At 64.6% G+C, this 25,126-nt stretch carries 22 protein-coding genes and 1 tRNA gene; 7 read left to right on the top strand and 16 right to left on the bottom strand.

What is annotated here, in order from left to right:
* Nucleotides 1-15: 15 nt before the first annotated feature.
* The 7 genes from J0M27_RS03480 to ppx all read right to left on the bottom strand — a co-directional run bounded on the left by J0M27_RS03480 (nt 16) and on the right by ppx (nt 7,572).
* Nucleotides 16-810: an enoyl-CoA hydratase gene (locus J0M27_RS03480; protein ID WP_294987497.1), complete on the bottom strand. Its 795-nt coding sequence runs from the start codon at nt 808-810 to the stop codon at nt 16-18.
* A gap of 25 nt (nt 811-835) precedes the next feature.
* Nucleotides 836-2,473: an acyl-CoA synthetase gene (locus tag J0M27_RS03475; protein ID WP_294987495.1), complete on the bottom strand. Its 1,638-nt coding sequence runs from the start codon at nt 2,471-2,473 to the stop codon at nt 836-838.
* Nucleotides 2,474-2,495: 22 nt separating this feature from the next.
* Nucleotides 2,496-3,101, bottom strand: coding sequence for an ABC-type transport auxiliary lipoprotein family protein (locus J0M27_RS03470; protein WP_294987493.1), 606 nt, complete (start codon nt 3,099-3,101; stop codon nt 2,496-2,498).
* A gap of 54 nt (nt 3,102-3,155) precedes the next feature.
* Nucleotides 3,156-4,103 carry an MlaD family protein gene (locus J0M27_RS03465; protein ID WP_294987491.1) on the bottom strand — a complete coding sequence of 316 codons (948 nt, stop codon included), beginning with the start codon at nt 4,101-4,103 and terminating at the stop codon, nt 3,156-3,158.
* A 4-nt stretch (nt 4,104-4,107) separates the two neighbouring features.
* Nucleotides 4,108-4,893, bottom strand: a complete 786-nt coding sequence (locus J0M27_RS03460; protein WP_294987489.1) for an ATP-binding cassette domain-containing protein — start codon at nt 4,891-4,893, stop codon at nt 4,108-4,110.
* A gap of 9 nt (nt 4,894-4,902) precedes the next feature.
* Entirely contained in the window at nt 4,903-6,021 is a 1,119-nt protein-coding gene (locus J0M27_RS03455) for an ABC transporter permease (protein ID WP_294987487.1), read from the bottom strand.
* Nucleotides 6,022-6,087: 66 nt separating this feature from the next.
* A complete protein-coding gene (gene ppx, locus J0M27_RS03450; RefSeq protein ID WP_294987485.1) occupies nt 6,088-7,572 on the bottom strand; it encodes an exopolyphosphatase in 1,485 nt (494 codons plus the stop codon).
* Nucleotides 7,573-7,687: 115 nt separating this feature from the next.
* Between ppx and ppk1 the strand changes: the two genes are divergently transcribed.
* On the top strand, nt 7,688-9,772 hold the full coding sequence (gene ppk1 / locus J0M27_RS03445) for a polyphosphate kinase 1 (RefSeq protein ID WP_294987483.1): 2,085 nt from the start codon (nt 7,688-7,690) through the stop codon (nt 9,770-9,772).
* On the opposite strand, the gene J0M27_RS03440 is transcribed toward ppk1, so the two are convergent.
* From J0M27_RS03440 to J0M27_RS03425, 4 genes are read right to left on the bottom strand one after another with little or no spacing between them, the layout of a single operon-like run.
* The gene (locus J0M27_RS03440; RefSeq protein WP_294987598.1) at nt 9,759-10,649 is read right to left on the bottom strand and encodes a S49 family peptidase; all 891 of its coding nucleotides are present in this window, start codon (nt 10,647-10,649) and stop codon (nt 9,759-9,761) included. The two genes, ppk1 and J0M27_RS03440, sit on opposite strands and share 14 nt — an antisense overlap.
* Nucleotides 10,650-10,686: 37 nt before the next feature.
* Nucleotides 10,687-11,058 (bottom strand): Rieske 2Fe-2S domain-containing protein, encoded by a 372-nt coding sequence (locus J0M27_RS03435; protein ID WP_365962078.1) that lies wholly within the window; start codon nt 11,056-11,058, stop codon nt 10,687-10,689.
* Nucleotides 11,055-11,711 (bottom strand): HAD-IA family hydrolase, encoded by a 657-nt coding sequence (locus J0M27_RS03430; protein WP_294987481.1) that lies wholly within the window; start codon nt 11,709-11,711, stop codon nt 11,055-11,057. The genes J0M27_RS03435 and J0M27_RS03430 overlap by 4 nt, the downstream gene beginning before the upstream one ends.
* Complete coding sequence (locus J0M27_RS03425) at nt 11,695-12,657, bottom strand: RluA family pseudouridine synthase (protein ID WP_294987480.1); 963 nt, start codon at nt 12,655-12,657, stop codon at nt 11,695-11,697. The genes J0M27_RS03430 and J0M27_RS03425 overlap by 17 nt, the downstream gene beginning before the upstream one ends.
* A 472-nt stretch (nt 12,658-13,129) precedes the next feature.
* On the opposite strand from J0M27_RS03425, the gene J0M27_RS03420 reads away from it, so the two are divergent.
* Nucleotides 13,130-15,871 carry an Rne/Rng family ribonuclease gene (locus J0M27_RS03420; RefSeq protein WP_294987478.1) on the top strand — a complete coding sequence of 914 codons (2,742 nt, stop codon included), beginning with the start codon at nt 13,130-13,132 and terminating at the stop codon, nt 15,869-15,871.
* A 79-nt stretch (nt 15,872-15,950) separates the two neighbouring features.
* Here the strand turns inward: J0M27_RS03420 and J0M27_RS03415 are convergent, their stop codons facing one another.
* Together J0M27_RS03415 and uvrB are read right to left on the bottom strand one after the other, a co-directional pair.
* Nucleotides 15,951-16,427 carry a low molecular weight protein-tyrosine-phosphatase gene (locus J0M27_RS03415; RefSeq protein ID WP_294987476.1) on the bottom strand — a complete coding sequence of 159 codons (477 nt, stop codon included), beginning with the start codon at nt 16,425-16,427 and terminating at the stop codon, nt 15,951-15,953.
* On the bottom strand, nt 16,424-18,466 hold the full coding sequence (uvrB, locus tag J0M27_RS03410) for an excinuclease ABC subunit UvrB (protein WP_294987594.1): 2,043 nt from the start codon (nt 18,464-18,466) through the stop codon (nt 16,424-16,426). Before uvrB ends, J0M27_RS03415 begins: the two co-directional genes overlap by 4 nt.
* A gap of 181 nt (nt 18,467-18,647) precedes the next feature.
* Between uvrB and J0M27_RS03405 the strand changes: the two genes are divergently transcribed.
* From J0M27_RS03405 to J0M27_RS03385, 5 genes are all read left to right on the top strand, one after another.
* On the top strand, nt 18,648-19,850 hold the full coding sequence (locus J0M27_RS03405; protein ID WP_294987474.1) for an amino acid aminotransferase: 1,203 nt from the start codon (nt 18,648-18,650) through the stop codon (nt 19,848-19,850).
* Between the two features lie 54 nt (nt 19,851-19,904).
* Nucleotides 19,905-19,980: transfer RNA gene (locus tag J0M27_RS03400), tRNA-Asn, on the top strand.
* Nucleotides 19,981-20,092: 112 nt separating this feature from the next.
* Nucleotides 20,093-20,374 carry a hypothetical protein gene (locus tag J0M27_RS03395; RefSeq protein ID WP_294987473.1) on the top strand — a complete coding sequence of 94 codons (282 nt, stop codon included), beginning with the start codon at nt 20,093-20,095 and terminating at the stop codon, nt 20,372-20,374.
* A gap of 269 nt (nt 20,375-20,643) precedes the next feature.
* The gene (locus tag J0M27_RS03390; protein ID WP_294987471.1) at nt 20,644-20,982 is read left to right on the top strand and encodes a zinc ribbon domain-containing protein YjdM; all 339 of its coding nucleotides are present in this window, start codon (nt 20,644-20,646) and stop codon (nt 20,980-20,982) included.
* Nucleotides 20,983-20,984: 2 nt separating this feature from the next.
* Nucleotides 20,985-21,314, top strand: a complete 330-nt coding sequence (locus J0M27_RS03385; RefSeq protein WP_294987470.1) for a cupin — start codon at nt 20,985-20,987, stop codon at nt 21,312-21,314.
* 21 nt (nt 21,315-21,335) lie between these two features.
* Here J0M27_RS03385 and J0M27_RS03380 read toward each other — a convergent pair whose 3' ends face one another.
* From J0M27_RS03380 to J0M27_RS03370, 3 genes are all read right to left on the bottom strand, one after another.
* Entirely contained in the window at nt 21,336-21,896 is a 561-nt protein-coding gene (locus tag J0M27_RS03380; RefSeq protein ID WP_294987468.1) for a glycine zipper 2TM domain-containing protein, read from the bottom strand.
* A gap of 475 nt (nt 21,897-22,371) precedes the next feature.
* Nucleotides 22,372-24,591 carry a xanthine dehydrogenase family protein molybdopterin-binding subunit gene (locus J0M27_RS03375; RefSeq protein WP_294987466.1) on the bottom strand — a complete coding sequence of 740 codons (2,220 nt, stop codon included), beginning with the start codon at nt 24,589-24,591 and terminating at the stop codon, nt 22,372-22,374.
* A complete protein-coding gene (locus tag J0M27_RS03370) occupies nt 24,588-25,061 on the bottom strand; it encodes a (2Fe-2S)-binding protein (RefSeq protein WP_294987464.1) in 474 nt (157 codons plus the stop codon). The genes J0M27_RS03375 and J0M27_RS03370 overlap by 4 nt, the downstream gene beginning before the upstream one ends.
* Nucleotides 25,062-25,126 lie beyond the last annotated feature (65 nt).

The following is a 25,126-nucleotide window of genomic DNA, read 5'->3' as shown; positions in this document are numbered from 1 at the left end:
CGACTCTTCAGTACGTCAGCGATGCTTCCACTCCGGCTTGCGCTTGTCCATGAAGGCGTCGATGCCGGCGCCGGCGTCCTCGGACATCATGTTGCAAGCCATGGTCTCCGAAGCAAGCTGGTAGGCGCCTTCCAGGCCCATTTCCAGTTGCTTGTAGAACATCTGCTTGCCCATGCCGATGGCGACGGCGGACTTGGCACAGATCGAATCGGTGAGTTTCTTCACTTCCGCGTCGAGCTGCTCGAGCGGCACGACGCGATTGACCAGCCCGCGCCGCTGCGCCTCGGCCGCATCGATGAAGTCGCCGGTGAGCAGCATCTCCATGGCCTGCTTGCGGCCCATGGCGCGTCCCAGTGCAACCGAGGGCGTCGAACAAAACAGGCCGAGATTGACACCGGAGACGGCAAACCTGGCGCCGTCCGCCGCCACCGCCAGGTCGCACATGGCGACCAGCTGGCAACCCGCCGCGGTGGCGATGCCGTGGATGCGGGCGATCACCGGCTGCGGCATCGCGACGAGGGTCATCATCATCCGCCCGCACTGCTTGAACAGCTTCTGCATGTAGGCCTTGGAGTGGTTGGCGCGCATCTGCTTGAGGTCGTGGCCGGCGCAGAAGGCCTTGCCGGCGCCGGCGATGACGACGACACGCAGCGATGGATCGCGAGCGATCGCATCCAGGGTCGCCTGCAATTCGCTCAGCATCTCCTCGGACAGGGAATTGAACTGGCTCGGCCGGTTCAGCGTCAGCGTGGTCACGCCGTCGCGATCTTCACGCAATAGCAGCGGGGCCAGGGTTTCGGGTGCGTTCATACTTGTCTCCTCGGGATCACCTTGATTACTCGATGGCGGCAGTGGACTTTGCCTTCTCGCGCAGCACGAACTTCTGGATCTTGCCGGTCGATGTCTTCGGCAGCGGCTCGAAAATGAAGCGCTTGGGTACCTTGAAGCGGGCCATCCGCTCGCGGCAGAACTCGGTCAGTTCCTCGGCCGTCACCGTCGCTCCCTCGCGCAGCTCGATGAAGGCGCAGGGCACTTCGCCCCACTTGGGGTCGGGCGTGGCAACCACGGCGACGCCCATCACCGCCGGATGGCGGTAGAGCATGTCCTCGACCTCGATCGAGGAAATGTTCTCGCCGCCGGAAATGATCACGTCCTTGCTGCGGTCCTTGATCTTCACGTAGCCGTCGGGCTGCATCACGGCGAGGTCGCCGGTGTGGTACCAGCCGCCACGGAAGGCTTCCTCGGTAGCCTTGGGGTTCTTCAGGTAACCCTTCATCACGATGTTGCCGCGGAACATGATCTCGCCCATGGTCTGGTCGTCCCAGGGTACGGACTGCATGGTCTCCGGGTCCATCACGGTGATGCCTTCCTGGCAGTGGTAGCGCACGCCCTGGCGGCCATTGAGACGCACCTGTTCATCGAGCGGCAGATCGAGCCAGGCCTCGTGCTTGGCGCAGACCGCCGCCGGGCCGTAGGTTTCGGTCAGGCCGTAGACATGGGTGATGTTGAAGCCGATCTGGTTCATGCCCTCGATCACGGCGGCCGGTGGCGGCGCCGCAGCGACCAGCGCCGACACCTTGTGGTTGATCCCGGCGCGCCACTCGGCCGGGGCGCTGATCAGCATCGAATGCACGATGGGCGCGCCGCAGTAATGGCTGACCTTGTGTTCGCGGATGGCATCGAGAATCAGCTTCGGATCAACGCGGCGCAGGCAGACATTGGTGCCCGAGTTCGCCGCCACGGTCCACGGGAAGCACCAGCCGTTGCAATGGAACATCGGCAGCGTCCACAGGTAGATCGCCTGTGGTGGCATGCCCCAGGAAACGATGTTGGACAAGGCATTGAGATAGGCGCCGCGATGGTGATAGACCACGCCCTTGGGGTTGCCGGTGGTGCCCGAGGTATAGTTGAGCGAAATCGCATCCCACTCGTCCGCGGGTGTCTGCCACGCATAGTCGGGATTGCCGCCGGCGATGAAAGCCTCGAAGGCTATGCTGCCGAGGCGCTCGCCGGGCCCGAAGTATTCGGGGTCGTCGACATCGACGACGAAGATCTCGCGACCCAGTTCGGCCAGCGCCTTCTTCACCATCGGAGAATATTCGCGGTCGGTGATCAGTACCTTTGCCTCGCCGTGGTTGAGCATGAAGGCGATGGTCTCCGCATCGAGGCGCGTGTTGAGCGTATTGAGCACGGCGCCGCACATCGGCACGCCGAAATGGCACTCAAACATCTCCGGCGTGTTGTTGAGCATCGCCGCCACCGTGTCGCCGGCGCCGACTCCCTGAGCGGCCAGCGCTGAAGCCAGGCGCCGGGCCCGCTCGTATTCCTGGCGCCAGGTGTAGCGTCGCTCGCCGTGGATGGTGGCCACGTGGTCGGGATAGATATAAGCCGAGCGCTCGATGAAGGATAGCGGCGTCAGCGGAACATAGTTCGCCGGGTTCTTGTCCAGTCCTGAAGCGTAGGGATTGCTCATGGGGGAATTCCAGTCAGGTCGGTCAGGTCCGGCAACGATCAAGGATGCCGGGATTTTCGCGCGCAAGATCGGCCAGCCAGCGACCCAGATCGTCACCCAGTGCCTGCACGGCATCACGTGCCGCGCCTGCGCCGCCGCGCGCATCGGCGGTGGCCGCCGGCCGCGCGCTGCGAAAGCCGCGGCGCACCAGGGAATCGCCACCGCGTGCCGGCACCAACTGGGCGCGCAGCTCGATCACCGCCTGGCTGTTCTGCAGGTCGTCGAAGCGCTGCTCGAACTCGTCAAGCACCAGTTGCAGCCGGCACCCCGCGCCACGCGCGTTCGGGTCCACTGCCGCCAGGCGACGCCTCAGCGCGCTTTCCAGCAATTCGGCCGGAGCGGCCGCCCAACGGCTGCCTGCATAGCTCTGGCGGCGCAGAGGTTCGGCAAAGCCGAGCCGATAATGCATCGCAGGTCCCGCAAGCCATGACGCCGCCTGAACTTCCACCGCACCAGGCGAAACGGGCCAGGCAGTGCCGCCCGCGCCCGAACTGCCAAAATCATAGTGGACCACGTCCCCGGCCCGCGGATTCGCAGCACATGCCACCAGCAAGATCCCGGCGCACAGTGCAAGCAGCCACGTCTTCATCGATTCCCCCTCATTCATTGGTTGATTCGGCACATTCGACTGGCGTTGTGCAACTCAGTTGACGCCGGCACGCGTCGCGGGCGCCGAAAAACCTGGTTCGCCCGGCCCGGGAGCCGCCGCATCACGGCCGAACAAGAGCATTTGCGGATTGTTTTCGAGGCCATCGAGGACGCGGTTCAACTGGCGCGAACTGGCCGCCAGTTCATCCATCAGCGCATTCGCGCGTGGCAATGTGCTGGTCGCAAGCTGCTCGCCGGTACTCCCGGCCAATTGGTCGACACGCCGTGCCAGGCCACCCATGGTCTTTACCAGTTCGCGCATCTCCGTGGCGAGCGGCGCGGTTTCGCCGGCGGTCTTCTCGACATGGGCGAGGACTTGCCGCAGGCTGCGCAGGTTCGACGCCGACAGAACTTCACGCATCGACGCCAGGATCGCCGGCATCTCGCGCAGCCCGTCGGACGCATTGGCGAGGTTGTCCAGCGTACGCGAAAGGTTGCGCAGGTTCTTCTCATCCAGCAACTGCGCCAGGCGCAGCGCAACGGTATCTATCTGGCCGACGATACCGCCCGCTTTGTCACCCAGCGTATCGAACAAGGTGGGTTTGAGCGCCAGGCGGGGCATGACCCCATCCTTGGCCGCCAGCGGCTCGACCGACGAACCGTCATCCTCGATCTGCACGTAAGCGAGGCCGGTGACGCCCTGGTAACCGAGCGTCGCGGTGCTGGCACGGGTCAGCCTGAAACGATTGTCGACACTGATGGTGACCAGGATCAGGCGCGGGTCGGCCGCATCCGGCTCGATCGCCGCCACCTTGCCGGCGCGAATGCCGCGATAGCGGACCTGCGCCTGGACGTTTAGTCCGGTCACATTGCGTCGCGTTTCGAGGACATAGGTCGTGGTCGAGGCGTCGCTCTGGCCCAGCCACCAGATGGCGATGGCGGCAGCGACGCCGAACAGCAGCGTGAATATTCCGGCAGCAAGCGCGTGGGATCTGTTTTCCATGGTCTCAGTTTGGCACAGCCGGAAGCCCGGAATTCTGCAGGGCGCGCACGCTGCGCTCGGAAAGGAAAAAATTGCGGATGAAGGGATGGTCGATGTGCATGATTTCGTCGATGCTGCCGTAGGCGAGGATACGCTGCTCGGCCAGCACGGCGACCTTGGTCGACAGTGCGGCCAGGGTATCGAGGTCATGGGTAACGAGCATCACGGTGAGGCCGAGTTCCTCGCCCAGCATGCGGATCAGGCGCACGAAGCTGTCGGAGCGGTCGGGGTCGAGTCCCGCGGTCGGCTCGTCGAGCAGAAGCAATTCCGGCTCCAGCGCCAGTGCGCGCGCCAGCGCGACGCGCTTGACCATGCCGCCGGAAAGTTCGGCCGGCATAAGGCGGCCGTGGCGCGGCAGCAATTCCACCATCGACAGCTTGAGCATCACCAGATCGTGGATTGCATCTTCGTCGTAGCGCTTGAGTTCCCGCAGCGGAAAGGCGATGTTGTCGAACACGTTGAAGGCGGAAAACAGCGCACCGTGCTGGAACAGGACCCCAAACCGCTGGCGCAACTCGCGCTCGCGGGCGATGCCGCCGCCGAACAGCGGTTCGCCAAAGAGCTCGATGCCGCCCTTGTCCGGCAGCAGCAAGCCGACCACCATGCGCAGCAGGGTGGTCTTGCCGCTGCCGGAACCGCCCACCAGCGACACCATTTCGCCGCGCTCGACGGCAAGATCGAGTCCCTTGTGGATCCACACCTCACCGAAGCGGGTGGAAAGCTCTCGAATGCGGATCACGGGAGTGTTCATACCGCGAAATTACATCGGCAAGCCGATGCCGCGCGTAGCGATGGCAAAGAAGGCATCGAGGATGATGACCACGGTGATCGCGGAAACTACCGAGGCCGTGGTGTTGGAAGACAGGCTTTCGGTATTCGGTCGTACGCGCAGCCCGAAGTGGCAGGCCACCAGAGCGATGAACATGCCGAACACCGCCCCCTTGGCCAATCCGATCCAGAGGTTGGCGGCCGGCACCACGCGCGGCAGGGTCTGAAAGAAGAACCCGTACGAAATGTCGAGTTGGACCTGGGCGGAAACCATGCCGCCGATCAGGGCGATCGCCGTGCTCCACAACACCAGCAGGGGCAAGGCGACGATCAGCGCCACCACCTTGGGAAACACCAGCCGCAATCCGCGCTGCACGCCCATCGTCGCCAGGGCGTCGATTTCTTCCGTAACGCGCATTACGCCAAGCTGCGCGGTCATTGCCGATCCGGAACGACCGGCAACGAGGATCGCCACCAGCACCGGACCTAGTTCGCGCACGATGCCGAGGCCAATGATGTTGACGATGAAGATGTCGGCACCGAACTGCTTGAGCTGCAGCGCCGAAAGGTAGGACAGCACCACACCGATGAGGAATCCGACCAGGGCTGTGACCGGCATCGCACGCACGCCGCTCTTGTAAAGGTTGGCCGAAATCTCGCGGCGCGGCAGGTCCGCGGGAAAGCGCAGAACATGCACCAGGTTGAGTCCGAACTGGCCGATCAGGGCCAGGAAGTCCATCACATGGCGGCCAATGCCGATGGTTGCCGAGCCGACCACGATCACGCCGTGCAGCGGCGAAATCGGGGCGTCCACCGGGCGCGGCTCGTGATCGGCGGCTTCGATGCGTTCGAATACGCGCCGGTGTTCGGGCCGAATCAGCAGAAACCCGGGCAGCTTCCTGCCCCAGGCGCGCCAGAGCAACATGGCGCCGGCGCTGTCGATCGCTTCGAGGCCGAGGCAATCCCAGCCGGCTCCGGGTTGCGCGGCGTCCTTCAGTTCCGCGGCAAGGCTGGTCGCGTCATTTGACGTGGTCGCCAGCGTCCACAGCCCGGACAGCCTGACCACGCGTTCGTCATCGTGAATGACCAGTTCAATGCGCGCGACGGACATCGTTGGGGTGCCTGCGGATGCGATTGGAGAGCGGCCGATTATAGCCACGCACGCTGCCGGCGGTGGTCAGGCGTTTCGATTGATCCGCAGTTCGCCGCCGATTCCGCTCCATTGTTGTGCCTCGTCCTCCAGCGCCGCCGCCGTGAGCGGCAAATCGTCCAGGCCGCGGGAACCCAGCGTCAATTGGAATCCGCTGCGAGTGAAACTCGCGGCCAGCGCCGGCAACGGCTGGTCGTCGCGCGACCGATGCAGCAGCACCGCCGCCCGCAGGCAGAAGATCAGCGTCCATTCCGGCGCCTCGCCACGCAGCGGCTGTGCGCGTTCCAGCTTGCCGCGATGGGCCAGCACCAGCCGTGACAAGCGGGCCTGGTCGCGCCGGGAAAACCCCGGCATGTCGGCATTGCCCAGGATGTAGGCACTATGCTTGTGGTAACTGGAATGCGCCACGGATATTCCCACTTCATGCAAGCGCGCGGCCCAGACGAGAAACTGCGCATCCGTGTTCCCGGCCTCCCGACTCGCGGGCACCAGTTGGCCGAGCAAGCCGATTGCCGTGTGCCCAACGCGCGCCGCCTGACGACGATCCACGTCGTAGCGCTGCATGAAGCGATTCACGGTCGCTTCTCGCAGGTCGTCGTGATGGAAGCGCCCGAGTTGGTCGTACAGCACGCCGAGACGCAGCGCCCCCTCGGAAAACGCCATCCGCTCCAGCCCGAACTCCTTGAAGATGGCCGACATGATGGCCAACCCGCCCGGCAACACCGGAATCCTATCCGGACGCAGGCCCTGCAGTTTCAGGCGCGCCGCATTTCCCGCACGCAGCAACTCGCCGCGCAGCTTTTCCAGTCCGTCCCGGGTCAGGCCGTGGTCCGACCAGCCGTTCAACTCCAGGAGGTCGACCAGGGCCTTGGCGGTTCCGGATGAACCGATGGCTTCGTCCCAGCCGGATTCGCGGAATTGGTGGACGATGGCTTGCAGTTCCCGCCGCGCCGCCAATTCGGCCTCGCGAAACGCGTACTTGTCCACCCGTCCGTCGGGAAAGAAACGCAGGCTGAAGCTGACGCAGCCCATGTAGAGCGATTCCAGACGGATAGGATCGAGGTTCTGGCCGATGATGAATTCGGTCGAACCGCCGCCGATATCCACCACCATCTGCCGGGTCTCGGGTCTGGCCAGGGTGTGGGCGACGCCAAGATAGATCAGTCGCGCCTCCTCCCGCCCGGCAATCACCTCGATCGGAAAACCCAGCGCCGCCTCCGCCTTTTCCAGGAACTGTTCGGCATTCTTTGCCACGCGCAGCGTATTGGTGGCCACCGCACGCACCGCACCGGGGTCGAAATCGCGCAGGCGTTCGGCGAAGCGCGCAACGGCGTCCAGGCCGCGCTTCTGCGCCGCCGCATCGAGGCGCTTGTCCGGGGTAAGGCCGGCAGCCAGCCGCACCGATTCCTTGAGCCCGTCCAGGGGATAGATCTGGTTGGCGACGATCCGCCCCACCTGAAGGCGAAAGCTGTTGGAGCCGAGGTCGACAGCGGCGATCAGTTCGTAGGCCATGATCCAATTCTACCGATTCGCGGATTCCCGTCCGTCGCTACATGACTGTAATATTTGCTGCTCCCTGCCCCGGTAGAATTCCCGCTTCCGCCCCCCATAACCACAACTTCTTCCAATGTCGACCGCGCGCCGCTTTGCCAACGAACATTTCCTGAATCGCGAGCTATCGCTGCTGGCGTTCAATCGGCGCGTGCTGGCCCAGGCCGCCGACGATCGCGTACCCTTGCTGGAGCGTTTGCGCTTCTTGTGCATCGTCTCCTCCAACCTCGACGAGTTTTTCGAAATCCGCGTTGCCGGCCTCAAGGAGCAGATCAAGCTGGCGAGCCACACCGCGAGCGCCGACGGCCTTCCGGCGCATGACGTGTTCCGGCGCGTCACGGAACAGGCACACGCGCTGATCGCGGAGCAGTACGTGCTGCTCAATGACGAAATCCTGCCGGCTCTGGCTGCCGAGGGCATAGCCTTCGTCCGCCGCAGCCTGTGGAACGACGAACAGCGCATTTGGATACGTGAATACTTCCGCAGGGAAGTGATGCCGGTGCTGACTCCGATCGGGCTGGACCCCTCGCATCCCTTTCCACGGGTCCTGAACAAGAGCCTCAACTTCGCCATCGAACTGGAAGGCACCGATGCCTTCGGCCGCAACTCCGGCGCCGCCATCGTGCAGGCGCCGCGCGCCCTGCCCCGCGTGATCCAGTTGCCGAAGGACCTTTGCGGCTTCGACTATGGTTTCGTCTTCCTCTCGTCGGTGATGCACGAATATGTCGACGAATTGTTCGCCGGCATGAACGTGCTCGGCTGCTATCAGTTCCGCGTCACGCGCAATTCCGACCTGTTCGTCGATGACGAGGAGGTCAAGAACCTGCGTATTGCGCTGCAGGGCGAATTGCCGCAGCGCCACTTCGGTGATGCCGTGCGCCTCGAGGTAGCCGACAACTGCTCCGAGGTCATGACCGAGTTCCTGCTGCAGCAGTTCGACCTCGAACGCAGTGACCTGTACCGCGTACCGGGCATCGTCAACCTGGTGCGCCTGATGTCGGTCCCCGACCAGGTCGATCGACCGGACCTGATGTATCCGCCGTTCCAGCCCGGACTGCCGAAAGTGTTGGCCAAGCGCTACGACATTTTTGCCAGCATCCGCAAGCACGACATCCTGATGCACCACCCGTTCCAGTCATTCAGCCCGGTGATCCAGTTGCTGCAGCAGGCGGCCGACGACCCTCAGGTGGTCGCGATCAAGATGACCGTTTACCGCACCGGTACCGACTCGGTGCTGATGGAACACCTGCTGCGCGCCGCGGAAAAAGGCAAGGAAGTCACCGTGGTGGTCGAACTCATGGCGCGCTTCGACGAGGAAGCCAACCTGTCGATCGCCGCCCGTCTCGAGCAGGTGGGCGCGCACGTGGTGTACGGAGTAGTCGGCTACAAGACGCATGCCAAGATGCTGATGGTGCTGCGCCGCGAGGATCACGGCTATCGCCGCTACATTCACCTCGGTACGGGCAACTACCATCCGCGCACCACGCGCTTCTACACCGACTTCGGCTTGCTGACCGCCAACACGGAAATCGGCGACGACGTGAACGAGGTATTCAAACAACTCACCGGTCTGGGCAAGGCCACTGCCCTGAAGCACCTATGGCAGGCGCCGTTCTCATTGCACCCAAGAATGCTCGAGGCGATCCGGGGCGAAATCGACGCCGCCCGCGCTGGCCATCCAGCACGCATCATCGCAAAAATGAACTCCCTGCTCGAACCGGAGATCATCGAAGCGCTCTACGACGCCAGCGCTGCGGGAGTCACCATCGACCTTATCGTGCGTGGCGTCTGTTCGCTGCGCCCCGGCGTCAAGGGTCTGTCGGAAAACATCCGGGTGCGCTCCGTGATCGGCCGCTTCCTCGAACACCACCGCATTTTCTATTTTCACGGCGGCGGCAGGCAGGACATCTATCTGTCCAGCGCCGACTGGATGGAACGCAACTTTTTCCGCCGCATAGAGATCAGCTTTCCGGTCCTGGACCCGAAGCTCAAGCGCCGCGTGCTGAAGGAAGGCCTGAAGTCCTACCTGGCCGACAACTGCCAGGCCTGGGAAATGAACGGAACGGGCGAGTACCGGATCAAGCCGGCTCGACGCAAACGCGTCAGCGCACAGGAACTCCTGCTGGCCGACATGGGTGTCGGCGTCGTCAGCGCAACGTAATCCGCGTCAGCACGTTGGCCATGCCTTCGGCCATGTCGGCGCCGAACTGCTTGGCGAACTTCTCGGCGAAATTCTGCTTCACGCTGAAATCGCGAACGTCGCTGGCCTTGAACACATCGCGCGCCACGCTTTCGACCGTGCCGTAGCCATCGGCCAAGCCCAGCTCGATGCTCCTGGCACCGCTCCACATCAGTCCGGAAAACATGTCGGGCGTTTCCTTGAGCCGCTTGCCGCGGCCCTTCCTGACCACGTCGATGAATTGCTGGTGAACCTCGCCCAGCATCTGCTTCGCATGATCCTTATGGCTCTCGTTCTGCGGTGAAAATGGATCGAGGAACCCCTTGCTTTCGCCAGCTGTCAGCAGGCGTCGCTCGACGCCGAGTTTGTCCATCGTGCCGGTGAAACCGAAGCCGTCCATCAGCACGCCGATCGAACCGACGATGCTGGCCTTGTCCACGAAGATCTTGTCCGCGGCCGCGGCGACGTAATAGCCGCCGGAAGCGCAGACGTCCTCGACGACCGCATGCAGGGGAATCTCGGGATGCTTGGCGCGCAGGCGCCGAATCTCGTCGTTGATGATGCCCGACTGGACCGGGCTGCCACCGGGGCTGTTGATGCGCAGGATCACGCCTGCCGTGTGCTTGTCCTCGAACGCGGCCTGCAGGGCGCTGATCACGTGCTCGGCATTCGCATCACCCCTGGCTTTGATGACCCCGTCGAGATTGACCAGGGCGGTGAACTTCGACCCCTCCGCAATCCCGTCACCGCGCCCCCAATCCATCGCAATGCCCAGCAGCACCACCAGGTAGGAGAATCCAAGCAACTTGAAAAAAATGCCCCAGCGACGCCCGCGCCGCTGCTCCGCGAGCGCCTCCATTGCCAGCTTCTCGAGTACCTTGCGCTCCCACTGCTGATCATTGCTGTCCGACACGTTCTCCGCCTTCCTCAACCAAATAGATTTGCCCGCCGTCTTCGACCACAGCCAATGCGATCAGACCCTTTCCGTTGCAGCGGCCCCCCAGACAACGCCCTGATTCCGGCGCATAGAGCGCGCCATGCGTGGCGCAAATCAAGTATAAGCCTGAATGATCGAAGAACTCGCCTTGCTGCCAGTCGAGTTCGACCGGCACATGGCCGCACCGGTTCAGATAGGCCCGCGCTTCGCCGCGAAAACGAACCGCGAATGCCGGCTCGCTGTGACCGTGCCGATCCACCATAAAACGCAGACCGCGGCCGCCCTCCACCAGGTCGTCGCTGGCGCAAAGCAGGCGCCGATCCGGGTTCAAGCCTGTTGCCGCAGCCAACCCGCCAGTTCGGCCACGTCGGCCGCACAAAAAAGCGGAGCTTGCGCCTCCAGGCTTTCGCGCGGATGTGCGCCGTAAGCAACCCCCAGCGCGGGAACCCCGGCGTTCCTCGCCATCAGCAGGTCATGCGTGGTATCGCCGATCATCAATGTGGCCCCCGGCGCCACGCCGAACTCGTCCATCAGCTGTTCGAGCATCTGCGGATGCGGCTTGGAATGGCACTCATCGGCACAGCGCGACGCATGGAACCGAGAACCCAGCCCGCTGACCTCGAAGGCACGATCGAGTCCCTTGCGCGTCTTGCCGGTGGCGACGGCGAGCATGTAACCCGCATCGGCCAGCTCATCGATCAATCCCTCGACACCGTCGAACAGAAGGAGTTCATGGTCCCGCGCCATGTAGTGCTGGCGGTAGCGCAGCGCCACATCCTGATAGAGTTCGCGCGGCAGATCGGGCAGGGCATGGCGCAGGGCATCGATCAGGCCAAGCCCGATGATGTGGTTGGCGCGCTCGTCAGAGGGCGGCTCCAGGCCGAGATCCCGCGCCGCCGCCTTGATGCTGGCAACAATGGCGCCGGTGGAATCCATCAGGGTGCCGTCCCAGTCGAAGACGATCAATTCAAAGCGTTTGGCCATACGTTCCCGTTTCATTCCTGTCCAGTTTTTCGACGAAGGCGCGCAGCTCCTCGGGCAGCGGCGATTCCAGCTCCAGCGGCGCTCCGGTGAGCGGGTGCGGCAGCGCCAGCTTCGCCGCATGCAGGAACATGCGGCCCAGTCCGGTCTTCTGCAACGCCTTGTTGAGTGAAAAATCGCCGTACTTGTCATCGCCAGCGATCGGAAAGCCCAAATGCGCCAGATGAACCCGAATCTGGTGGGTACGGCCGGTCTTCAGTTCGACCTCGACCAGGCTGAAATTCTCCCAGCGTGCCACCAGGCGCACGATGGAATGCGCGGCCTTGCCTTCCTTATTGACGCTGACCCGGCGCTCGCCTTCGGCCGTCAGATACTTGTGCAAGGGCAGGCGCACGTGCTGCAGTTCGTTGCGCCAGCTTCCCTTGACCAGGGCGAAGTAGCGCTTGCTTATTCCGCCGTCGCGAAACATGTCATGGAGCCTGGTCAGGGCAGCCCGCTTTTTGGCCACCACCAGCAGACCCGAGGTTTCGCGGTCCAGCCGATGGGCCAGCTCGAGGAATTTCGCCAGCGGCCGCGCCCGACGCAATTGTTCGATGACGCCGAAGGACACGCCACTGCCGCCGTGCACGGCGACGCCCGAGGGCTTGTCCACCACGATGAGCGCCTCGTCCTCGAATGCGATGTCGAAATCCCGTGCGGGAACAGCGACCTGGGATGGACGCTCGGCGGTACGGATGGGCGGCACCCGCAGGCGGTCACCGACTTTCAAGCGATATTCGGCGGGAACGCGACCCTTGTTGACCCGAACCTCGCCGCTGTGCAGGACGCGATAGATATGGCTCTTGGGTACGCCTTTGGCGATGCGCATCAGGAAGTTGTCGATGCGTTGGCCTTCGGCGTCCTCGCCGACCTCAAGCCATGTAACCGAATCTTTGCTTAAGTCCTTCATTTGCAATATACTGACCGCTTGGTTAGCCGTCCCGTGACGGTGTGCCCGGCGGCCCGAAGTGGCGTCGGTGGCACGGTTTCCGGGATGTTGTTGCCGCTTTTGCTTTCGCATTCCAGCGACCGTATGCAAAGAGGCGACAAGCTTACGTAAGCACCATCAAGATGGCCGTCGGAATCACAAACCGACCGGCACGCAAGCCGCGAACCACAGGGTATTTCGCTCGCCCGAAAGAGCGATACTACTTGATTGCGCGCTACACACGCACAAAGTTGGGCACAGTTTGCCGGACGCTGATCATGAGTCAGCGACCGCTTTACCGAAGACAAGTCGACAACCCCGTTTGCCACGCGATAACAAAGGCGTCATGAAACTGTCAAGCCAAACGCAAACCCGAGACACACTGCCCGCGTCCTGACGCCCGCCGTGTGCGATTTGTCGTGCCCTCCTGCAGTGAATGCGCGCGGGAGCACACATGAAACGCATGCTTTTCAATGCGACGCAGGCCGAGGAACTCCGCGTTGCGATCGTCGATGGTCAGAAACTGATTGACCTCGACATCGAATCGGCCAACAAGGAACAGCGCAAGAGCAACATCTACAAGGCAGTCATCACACGCATCGAGCCCAGCCTCGAAGCCGCCTTCGTGGACTATGGCGCCGAGCGCCACGGCTTCCTGCCGTTCAAGGAAATTTCCCGCAACTATTTCAAGCCCGGCGTCGACCCCGGCAAGGCGCGTATCCAGGACGCCCTCAGCAACGGCCAGGAACTGATCGTCCAGGTCGAAAAGGACGAGCGCGGCAACAAAGGCGCGGCACTGACCACCTACGTATCGCTGGCCGGCCGTTACCTGGTGCTGATGCCCAACAATCCGCGCGGCGGTGGCGTCTCGCGCCGCGTCGAGGGCGAAGACCGCCAGGAACTGCGCGAAGTGATGGACCAACTGGTGGTACCCAGCGGCACCAGCCTCATCGCCCGCACCGCAGGTATTGGCCGCAATCTCGAAGAACTGCAGTGGGACCTCAATTACCTGCTCCAGCTGTGGAACGCAATCGACGGCGCGGCCAAGGCCCAGAGCGGCGCCTTCCTGATCTACCAGGAGTCCAGCCTGGTGATCCGCGCCATCCGCGATTACTTCCACGCGGAGATCGGCGAGATCCTGATCGACACCGACGACATCTTCGAGCAGGCGCAGCAGTTCATGGCGCACGTGATGCCGGGTACGGTGAATCGCGTCAAGCGTTACCACGACGACGTGCCGCTGTTCTCGCGTTTCCAGATCGAACACCAGATCGAATCCGCCTATTCGCGGCAAGTCACCCTGCCCTCCGGCGGCGCCATCGTCATCGACCACACCGAGGCCCTGGTCTCGGTCGACGTCAACTCGGGCCGCGCCACCAAGGGCAGCGACATCGAGGAAACCGCCTTCCGCACCAACTGCGAAGCCGCCGACGAAATCGCCCGCCAACTGCGCCTGCGCGACCTCGGTGGCCTGATCGTGATCGACTTCATCGACATGGAATCGACCAAGAACCAGCGCGAGGTCGAGAATCGCCTGCGCGATGCCTTGCGTCACGACCGCGCCCGCGTCCAGACCGGCAAGATCAGCCGTTTCGGCCTGCTCGAACTCAGCCGCCAGCGCCTGCGCCCGGCGCTCGCCGAGACCAGTTACATCACCTGCCCGCGCTGCACCGGCACTGGCCACATCCGCAGCACCGAATCCGCCGCGCTGCACATCCTGCGCATCCTCGAGGAAGAGGCGATGAAGGAAAACACCGGCGCCCTGCACTGTCAGGTTCCGGTGGACGTCGCCACCTTCCTGCTCAACGAGAAGCGCGTGGATATCTCGCGCATCGAGATGCGTCACCGCGTCAATCTGGTCATCGTGCCGAATCGCCACCTGGAAACTCCGGCCCACGAGATCGTCCGCCTGCGCCACGACCAGCTCAATGCCGAAGGCATGGCACTGGCCAGCTACCAGATGGCCGAAAAGCCCATCGAAGAGAACTATCAGCCGCCCTCGGCCAACGCCGAAGCCAAGCCCGCCAGGATCGAAGCCGCGGTCAAGGGCATCACCCCCGACCAGCCGGCACCCATCGTCGAACCCAAGCCCGCCACGCCGCCCGTACCAGTGAGCCAGCCTGGCTTCTTCAGCAAGCTATTGTCGATATTCACCGGCGGTCCGAAGGTGGAAGCCCCCGTGGTCAGTGAAGAGAAGACCGAGCGGGCGCCTCGCCGCGAGGGCAATCGCGATCGCAACCGTGATGGCGGACGGGGCGGACGCGATCGCAACAATCGACGCGACGGACGTGACAACCGCGAAAACGGCGAGCGCAAGGAAAAGATGGAGCAAACGCCACGCCTGGCGGCAAAGCGCGACGAGCAAGGCGATGCGGGCAACCGCAAGCCGCGCGAACCGCGGGAGGCTCGCGAGCCGCGCGAAGTTCGGGAACCACGCGAGGTCCGTGAACCCAGGGAAGCACGTGAGCCACGTCCGCCACGTGAGCCCAAGGAAGGCCGCGAGCCGAGGGAACCGCGTGAGCCACGCCAGCCGCGCAACGACGCAAATGGCATGCAAAACGCCGTGGCGCCGGCGCCGACTGTTGGGGATTCCGCCCCTGCCGACGGCGAGGCCCGTAGCGGGCGCCGCAACCGCGGCCGCGGCCGCGGCCGTGGCCGCAGCGAGGAAGGCAGCGCGCCCGAAGTTGCCGCCGGAGTTGTCGCCGGCGACGTTGGCGCAGCCCTCCCGGCCGGGGACACGGAAGCATACACCGCACCTGCCGTCACCGTCGAGGCCACGGCCCCGATCATGGCGCCGATACCCGCCGCCGAGCCGGTTCCCGTCGCCTTGACCGAGATTCCCGCCCCGATCGAAGCGGCAATCATGGAAACCGTCGTCCCAGCCGCCGTGGAAGCAGTCGAAGTGGCGGAACCGGTCGCCGTCGAACCCGCGCCGCAGCCGGTTGCCATCCCGGCAACGGTCGCCGTCGCGGTTGCGCCGGCGCCGGCGGCCGATCCGATCATCGTTCCGCCGGCACCCGCCGCGGCCGACATCAAGGAATCGCTGCAACAAGTCGGCCTGGTGATGATCGAAACCAGCCACAGCGCCCCGGCGGCTGACAACTTCGCACCGGTGCAGCCTCTCGGCCGCAAGCCGAAACCGGCCGCGACCATCGTCAGCGAACCATTGCAGATGGTGGAAACCAAGCGCGACTGATACGCTTCGGTCATCGCAGCAACGGGCGTCCAAGGGCGCCCGTTGCATTTTCGTGGCCCCGGCTTGGCAATGCCGCGCTTCAGGCCTTTGCCGTCAGTTGGGCGATCAGTTGGCTTGCCGCATCCTCGACCATGTCCAGCACCTGCTCGAAGCCGTCGGGTCCGCCGTAATAAGGATCGGGAACTTCCCTGCCGTCGAAGCGCCGGCTGAAATCGAGAAACAGCCGCAACTTGTCGCGTTGCTCGGGCGGACAAGCGCGTCGCAACCACTGCAGATGGTCATGTCCCATCGCCAGCACATGGTGGAAACGGAGGAAATCGAACTCCGTCACGCGCCGAGCACGCAAGTGTGCGAGATCGTAACCGCGTTTGCGCGCGGCGGCCACGGTGCGCGGATCGGGTGGATCGCCGATGTGATAGCCATGGGTACCGGCCGAATCGAACTCGAAACGCTGCTCGACGCCAAGCCGGCGTGCCAGGTCGCGTGCCACCCCCTCGGCCGTCGGTGATCGGCAGATGTTCCCTGTACAAACGAACAGCACCTTGTGCACGGTCATGCCGCATCTCCCGGCGTGTCGTGCGCCTCACCGCCGAAGGCGAGGTGCTTGACTCGGAACAACTCGTCGCGCGCCGCGGCCGCTTCCTCGAACTCGAGGTTTTTCGCATGCTCCTGCATGGCCTTTTCCAGGCGCTTGATCTCGCGCGCCAGTTCCTTTTCGCTCATCACCTCGTAGCGCGCGGCTTCCTGCGCGGCCTTGAGGTCGCGCACCGCGGTATCGGCATCGTAGACCCCGTCGATGATGTCCTTGATGCGCTTGGTGACGCCCACCGGCGTGATGTCGTGCTCGAGGTTGTAGGCAAGCTGCTTGGCCCGCCGTCGCGCCGTCTCGCCCATCGCGCGCTGCATCGAATCGGTAACCCGATCGGCATAGAGAATGGCGGTGCCGTTGAGGTGGCGCGCGGCGCGGCCCATGGTCTGGATCAACGATCGGGTCGAGCGCAGGAAACCTTCCTTGTCCGCGTCGAGGATCGCCACCAGCGACACCTCGGGGATGTCGAGTCCTTCGCGCAGCAGGTTGATGCCGACCAGCACGTCGAACTCGCCCAGGCGCAGGTCGCGGATGATCTCGACACGTTCCACGGTGTCGATGTCGGAATGCAGGTAGCGCACCTTGACGCCGTTGTCGTTCATGTACCCGGTCAATTGCTCGGCGAGGCGCTTGGTCAGCGTCGTCACCAGCACCCGCTCGCCGGCCGCGATGCGCTTCTTGCATTCGGCCAGCAGGTCATCGACCTGCGTGCTGGCAGAACGCACGGCGACCACGGGGTCGACGAGGCCGGTCGGCCGCACCAGTTGCTCGACTACCTGGCCCTGATGCTTCTCCTCGTAGTCGGACGGTGTCGCCGAAACGAATACGGTCTGCGGCATCAAGCGCTCGAACTCGTCGAACTTCAGCGGCCGGTTGTCCAGCGCCGACGGCAGGCGGAAGCCATAATCCACCAGGTTCTCCTTGCGCGAGCGGTCGCCCTTGTACATGCCGCCGACCTGCGGGATCGTCACATGCGATTCATCGACGAACATGATCGCGTCGGGCGGCAGGTAGTCGTAGAGCGTTGGTGGCGGCTCGCCGGCCTGGCGCCCGGAGAGGTGGCGCGAGTAGTTCTCGATGCCCTTGCAGAAGCCCAATTGATCCAGCATTTCGAGGTCGAAGCGGGTGCGCTGCTCGATGCGCTGGCACTCGACCAGCTTCTGGTTGGCCTGGAAGAACTCGATGCGCTGGCGCAGTTCCTCCTTGATCTTTTCGATCGCCTGCAGCACCGTGGCGCGCGGCGTCACGTAGTGGCTGGAGGGAAAGACCGTGAAGCGGCCGAGCTTCTGCCGCGTGTGTCCGGTCAGCGGATCGAACAGCGCGATCGATTCCAGTTCGTCGTCGAACAGGGTGATGCGCACCGCGCTTTCGGCGTTCTCCGCGGGGAAGATGTCGATCACGTCGCCACGCACCCGATACACGCCGCGCTTGAAGTCGATCTCGTTGCGTTCGTACTGCATTTCCGTCAGGCGCTTGATGATCTCGCGCTGGCCGATCTTCTCGCCCTGCTTCAGGTGCAGGATCATGCTGTGGTAATCGACCGGGTCGCCGATGCCGTAGATTGCCGACACAGTACACACGATGATCACATCGCGCCGTTCGAGCAGGCTCTTGGTCGCCGACAGGCGCATCTGCTCGATGTGCTCGTTGATCGAGGAATCCTTCTCGATGAACAGGTCGCGCGAAGGCACATAGGCCTCGGGCTGGTAGTAGTCGTAGTAGGAAACGAAATACTCGACCGCGTTCTCCGGAAAGAACTCACGGAACTCGGAGTAGAGCTGCGCCGCCAGGGTCTTGTTCGGCGCCAGAACCAGCGCCGGCCGCCCGAGGCGGGCGATGACGTTGGCCATGGTGTAGGTCTTGCCCGAACCCGTAACACCGAGCAGGGTCTGGAACGAGAGGCCGTCGTTGAAGCCCTCGTTCAGCAGGCGAATCGCCTCGGGCTGGTCGCCGGCCGGCGGAAAGGGCTGATGCAGGCGCCAGGGGCTGCCCGCGAACTCGACCATCCTGCCCTTCAGTTCATGAATCGCCGCCAAGACCTACCCTCTTGTTTATTTATGGAAAGCCGATCAAATCCTGATGAAACCGCCCGCGCCTATCGGGTATTATTGCGCGCTTTGCGCTGCAACATAAATTCGCCGTAGCGCCCGCGCCGACTCTTTCATTCATTCAGTATCCGGAGCCCCCATGTCCTCACTCTTCGCCACCGTCGAAATGGCCCCCCGCGACCCCATCCTGGGCCTCAACGAAGCCTTCAACGCCGACGCCAATCCGAACAAGGTCAACCTCGGCGTCGGGGTCTATTTCGGCGACGACGGCAAGATCCCGCTGCTGGGCGCCGTCAAGGCCGCCGAAAAGGCCCGCCTGGAAACCCAGCCGGCGCGCGGCTACCAACCGATCGAGGGCATCGCCGCCTACAACAACGCGGTGCAGAACCTGCTCTTCGGCAAGGATTCCGCACTGCTCGCCGCCGGCTGCGCCATCACCTGCGAATGCCTGGGCGGCACCGGCGCGCTGAAGGTCGGCGCCGACTACCTGAAGCGCCTGCTGCCCGAGGCCAAGGTCTACATCAGCGACCCGAGCTGGGAAAACCATCGCGCCCTGTTCGAATCCGCCGGCTTCACGGTCGACAACTACGCCTACTACGATGCCGCCACGCGCGGCGTCAATTTTGCCGGCATGAAGGCCGCGCTGGCGGCGATGCCGGCCAAGTCCATCGTCGTGCTCCACGCCTGCTGCCACAATCCCACCGGCGCCGACCTCTCGGCCGCGCAATGGACGGAAGTCGTCGACCTCGTCAGGCAGCGCGATCTCGTCGCCTTCATCGACATGGCCTACCAGGGCTTCGCCGACGGCATCAAGCCGGACGCCATTGCCCTCGACCTGTTTGCCGCCTCGGGCCTGCAATTCGTGGTCTCCAGCAGCTTCAGCAAGTCCTTCTCGCTGTATGGCGAGCGCGTCGGCGCGCTGACCATCGTCACCGCCGGCAAGGACGAGTCGGCGCGCGTGCTGTCGCAGGTCAAGCGCGTGATCCGCACCAACTACAGCAACCCGCCCACCCACGGCGGCGCCGTGGTCGCCGCCGTGCTCGCCAGCCCGGAACTGCGCCAGCAGTGGGAAGACGAACTGGCTGGCATGCGCGATCGCATCCGCGCCATGCGCATGAGCCTGGTCGACAAGCTCAGCGCCGCCGGCGCCACGGGCTTCGACTTCATCAAGGTGCAGCGAGGCATGTTCAGCTACACGGGGCTGACGGCGGCCCAGGTCGAGCGCCTGAAAACCGAGTTCGGCATCTACGCCGTCAGCACCGGCCGCATCTGCGTCGCCGCGCTCAACACGCGCAACATCGATTACGTGGCCAAGGCCATCGCCACCGTGCTGAAAAGCTGATCCGGCTATTGCGGGCAAAAACAGGCGCGGCTATAATCCGCGCCTCTTGAATGTTCCTCGATAGCTCAGTCGGTAGAGCGCCGGACTGTTAATCCGTAGGTCCCTGGTTCGAGCCCAGGTCGAGGAGCCAAAGAATTTTGTTTTTGTTCCAGCACTTAGCCCAGCCCTAGGTTGGGCTTTTTGCATTTCTGGTGGCAGTATCCTCGATGGAAACACGGTCCGCGTCGACCGTTGCCGGAGACATGAACGTGATCCGAAACCTGTTTGCGCTGATCGCCGGCTCCGTCCTGCTGGTGCTCGGCTTCATGTTCTCGCTGGTGCTGTTCGCCGCAATTGCGGTGCTCGGGCTTGCGGTCTGGAGTTACCTGGCGTGGAAGACCCGCAAATTGCGGCGGGCCATGCGGGAACAGGCCGCTCGCGATCGGGCGGCCAGCGGCCAGGTGATCGATGGCGAAGCCGTGGTCATCGAAGACTACCGAGCGATCGATGACAAGCTGCCCCCCGGCGACGATCGGCCGCGATAGCGACGCCCTTTCCATGGCCGCGGAAGTTCCGTTCGCCACGACCGGCCGCTGACGCATGGTGCGCTCGGTTTGCGGCTGTACATTGCCCGGCCGCCGGGAATGCGGCAATGCTGCGAGTATGTCCATGTCGAAGGGTGGACGACTCAGGAACCGGCAGACCGCACACGCCGGCACGAAAGTCGGCGCTGGCCGAACGGTCCGAACGCCCGGCGACCGAACCCGGCGTAGTAGCATTTACGACCAAGAGCCCACGTCAGCGAAAGAAGCCCATGAGCAGCCTGCCACCCTGTCCGCAATGCAAATCCGAATTCACCTACGCGGATGGCGACAACTTCGTCTGCCCGGAATGCGCCCACGAGTGGCCCTGCCAGGCCGCCGCCGGTCCGGACGAGGTGCGCGTGGTGCGCGATTCCAACGGCAACCTGCTGCAGGACGGCGACACGGTCACCGTGATCAAGGACCTCAAGGTCAAGGGCTCCTCCTCGGTGGTCAAGGTCGGCACCAAGGTCAAGAACATCCGCCTGGTGGACGGCGACCACGACATCGACTGTCGGATTGACGGCATCGGACAAATGGGACTGAAGTCCGAGTTCGTGAAAAAGGCCTAGGCGTGGCTACCAGCGGCAACCTCCTCGCCAGCCTGGCCGAGGCGGCGGATACCGGCGAGACGTTCGAGGAACTGCTGGCGCGCTCCGGCTTCCGGGTGGAGCGCATCGTATCCACCGGCCAAGCCAGTCCGCCGGGCTTCTGGTACGACCAGGAGGTGGCCGAGTGGGTGTTGCTGCTATCGGGCGCCGCGCAAATCCGGTTCGAAGACGAAGCCGCGCCGCGCACCCTGGCGCCCGGCGACTGGCTCGACATCGCGGCGCATCGCCGCCACCGGGTGGACTGGACCGACCCGGCACAGCCCTCGGTCTGGCTGGCGATCCACTACCGCTGAGCCCGGCCCGACGGCCGACGCTCAGCGGGCAACAACGCTGTTGCCGGCAGACTTCACGTCGCTGCCGATGGCGAAACCGGGGTCCTTGTCGAAGCTGTAGGACTTCTCGGTACCGTTGTCGAAGCGCACCACCACGTCCCAGCGCTTGACCGCCTTCACCTTCTGCTCGATCTTGTTGCCCGCATAGGCGCCGCCGGCCGCACCGGCGAGGGTCGCGATGTCGCGACTGGCGCCCTTGCCGATCTGGTTGCCAAGCAGGGCCCCCGCCACGCCGCCGGCGACCATGCCGACCGCGCTGCCCTCGCCATCCTTCTCCACCACCGACACCGCAACCACCCTGCCGCAGCCCTCGCAGGTCTTTGCCACGGCCGGCTTCGCCGTGACGCCGGCGCCGACTGTCTTGTCGTACTCGGCCTTGGCGTCGCGCAGGCATTGCATGCGCGCGCTCGACGAGGATTCGTCGGCGCACAGCTTGCGATCCTCGGCATAGCGCTTCTCGGCCGCGCTGGCCGGCGCATCGGCGGCGAAAACCAGGTTGGCGAGGAAGGTGGCGGCGAACAGGAGGCTAAGGCGGGTTTTCATGGCGGACTTTCGGTGGCTGGGAAATGCCGGAAAGTATGGCTCAAGTCCGCAATGAAGGCCATAACCCGCGCCTTGCGCCAAACACCACCCGGGAGACAGACTCGACAAGGTGCAAAAAAGGATGCTCGCCACCGGCGGGAATTGCCTTCCGGGGATGACACCTAGAGGACACATGGCAGTTGCCTCTGCAGGCTTGGCTCACCTGGCACTTTACGGCGTCCAGAACTTGCCAGCAGGTGGCTCACCGCCGGATCATGAAAGCCCTTCAGTCGCGCCGCATCATCCACCGCAGGGGTGGACGACGCGAACAGGCGCACGATGGTCGATTGCGGCTCTGCCTGGCGCCCGTGGAACTGCTGCGTCCGCCTACCTTGCAGCGGCGACGCTCTGCAGCCCGCCAGTTGGAACACACACGGAGCGGTGATCCGCCGAATCTGCTGCGCAGACCCAAAAGTCGGCGCCGGCAATACGGCGCTCAGACCTTGAGATCCTCCGCGCGAAACGGCAGCCGTCCCGGATACCTGCCTGTCGCGGCGCCGATGGCATTCGCCACGGCCGGCGCCAGCGGCGGCACGGGTGGCTCGCCGATGCCGGTGGGATCGGCTGGCGAGGGAACGATGTGCACCTCGACCTTGGGCATCTCGTTGATGCGCAGGATCGGATAGGCATCGAAGTTGCCGGCGGTCACCACGCCGTCCTTGAGCGCGATCTCGCCATAGAGGGCGGCAGAGAGCGCGAAGCCGACCGCGCCCTCGACCTGGGAACGCACGTTGTCGGGGTTAACGGCGATGCCGCAATCGACGGCGCAGACCACGCGGTCGACCGTCAGTGTGCCGTCGGCGGCCACCGTCACCTCCGCCACCTCGGCGACATAGGAATGGAAGGACTCATGCACGGCCACGCCGCGGCCGCGCCGCGTGCCCGGCTTGCCCGGGGCCAGCGGCTTGTCCCAGCCGGCCTTCTCGGCCGCCAGGCGCAGCACGGCGGCATGGCGCGGATGCTTGGCCAGCAGTTCCAGGCGCAACGCCACCGGATCCTTGCCCATGGCCTTGGCTGCCTGGTCGAGGAAGACCTCGGTCGAATAGGCGGTGTGTGAAGACCCGACCGAGCGCCACCACAGCACCGGCACGGCGATGTCATCGGGCGAATGCAGGTCGACGCGCATGTTGGGGATCGCATAGGGCAGGTTGGCCGCGCCCTCGACCGAGACGGCGTCGATGCCATTCTTGACCATGCCCTCGAAGGGCGAGCCCTTGAGGATGGACTGGCCGACCAGGCGATGGCGCCAGCCGGCGAGCCGGCCCTCGGCGTCGATCGCGGCTTCCAGCGCGTGGTGGAACAGCGGCCGGTAGTAGCCGCCGCGCATGTCGTCCTCGCGCAGCCAGACCAGCTTGACCGGCGCGCGGCCATCGATCGCCTTGACGATGTTCGCCGCCTCGACCACATAGTCCGACCTGGTGTTGGCGCGCCGACCGAAGCTGCCGCCGGCGTAGAGCATGTTGATCTTGACCTGCTCGGCCTTGAGGCCGAACACGGCGGCCAGCGCGTACTGGTCGCCGGTGTGCAGCTGCTCACCGTTCCACACCTCGCAGCCCTCGGCCGTGCGCCGAACCACGCAATTCATCGGCTCCATCGCCGCGTGCGCCAGGTAGGGGAAGTCGAACTCGGCGCGGATCACCTTGGCCGCCTTGGCGAAGGCCGCGTCGACGTCTCCTGACGCATGGGCCACCAGTCCCGGCTTCTTCGCCAGTTCCCGGTACTTCGCCAGGATCTCGTCGGTGCCGAGCTTGAACGCCTTGGCTTCGTCCCAATCGAGTTTGAGCGCGTCGCGCCCCTTTTTCGCCGACCAGGTATCGCTCGCCAGCACGGCGACGCCCGAGGGGATCTGCACCACGTCCGCCACACCCTTGACCCGCTTCGCCGCCGCGCCGTCGAAACCGCGCAGCACGGCGCCGAAGCGCGGCGCATGGGCGACCACCGCGACCAGCATGCCGGGCAACTGCACGTCCTGCGTGAACTGCGCCTTGCCATTGACCTTGTCGGCGCTGTCCAGGCGCCGCGCATGACGGCCGACGAGGCGGAACTCGGATGGCTTCTTCAGCGCCACGTCGATCAACAGCTTCTCTTGCGCCGCCGCCTCGGCCAGTTCGCCGAAGCGCGCGCGGCGCCTGGAGGCGGCATGCATGACCACGCCATCGCGCACCGTGATCTCGGAGGCAGGCACCTGCCAGCGCTTGGCCGCTGCAGCCACCAGCATGGCGCGCGCGGTGGCGCCGGCGGCGCGCAACTGGCCCCAGGAGTTGGCTATCGCGGTGCTGCCGCCGGTACCCTGCGCCGGGCCCCAGAACAGGTTGTTGTAACGGCTGGCGTCGGCCGGTGCACCCTCGACGCGCACCGCCTTCCAGTCGGCGTCGAGTTCTTCGGCGAGTATCGTCGCCAGGCCGGTGTAGGTGCCCTGCCCCATTTCGAGGTGCTTGGAGATCACGGTCACCGTGTCGTCGCTGCCGATGCGCAGGAATGCGTTGAAGCCGAAAGTCGGCGCCCCACGGGGGCTTCCTTTGGTCGCTGGCGCGACGGCGATCCTGGCCAGCGCGGCCGGTCCCAGCGGCGCGGAAATGCAGAAGCCCAGCGTCAATCCGCCGACACCCTGCAGGAAGCCGCGGCGGCTCAGGTTCTCGATAACGGGCGCGTTCATGCCTGCTTCTCCTTGCCGAGCTTGCGCGCCGCCTCGTGGATCGCGGCGCGGATGCGCTGGTAGGTGGCGCAGCGGCAAAGGTTGCCGGCCATCGCGTTGTCGATGTCGGCATCGCTTGGTTTGCGGTTCGCCGCCAGCAGCGCCACGGCGCTCATGATCTGGCCGGACTGGCAGTAGCCGCACTGCACGACATCGAGCTCGCGCCAGGCCTCCTGCACCGCGCGGCCGACCCGGCCGGCATCGACCGCCTCGATGGTGGTGATGCTGCGCCCGGCCACGGCGGAGACCGGCGTGACGCAGGAGCGCGTCGGCACGCCATCGACATGAACGTTGCAGGCGCCACACAGCGCCTGGCCGCAGCCGTACTTGGTGCCGGTGAGTTGCAGCGTGTCGCGCAAAGCCCAGAGCAGGGGCGTGTCGGGCGAGACATCAAGCTGGCGCGGCTTGCCATTGACTTTGAGGGTAACCATGCGCGGACTCCGTCGGGGTTTTGCCAGCGGTTATGATGCACCGGTTTGCCACCTTTCGGATGCCC

Origin of the sequence: Sulfuritalea sp. (assembly GCF_017302275.1) — a bacterium.
Lineage (GTDB): Bacteria > Pseudomonadota > Gammaproteobacteria > Burkholderiales > Rhodocyclaceae > Sulfuritalea.
This window is presented reverse-complemented; position numbering and strand designations above follow the sequence as displayed.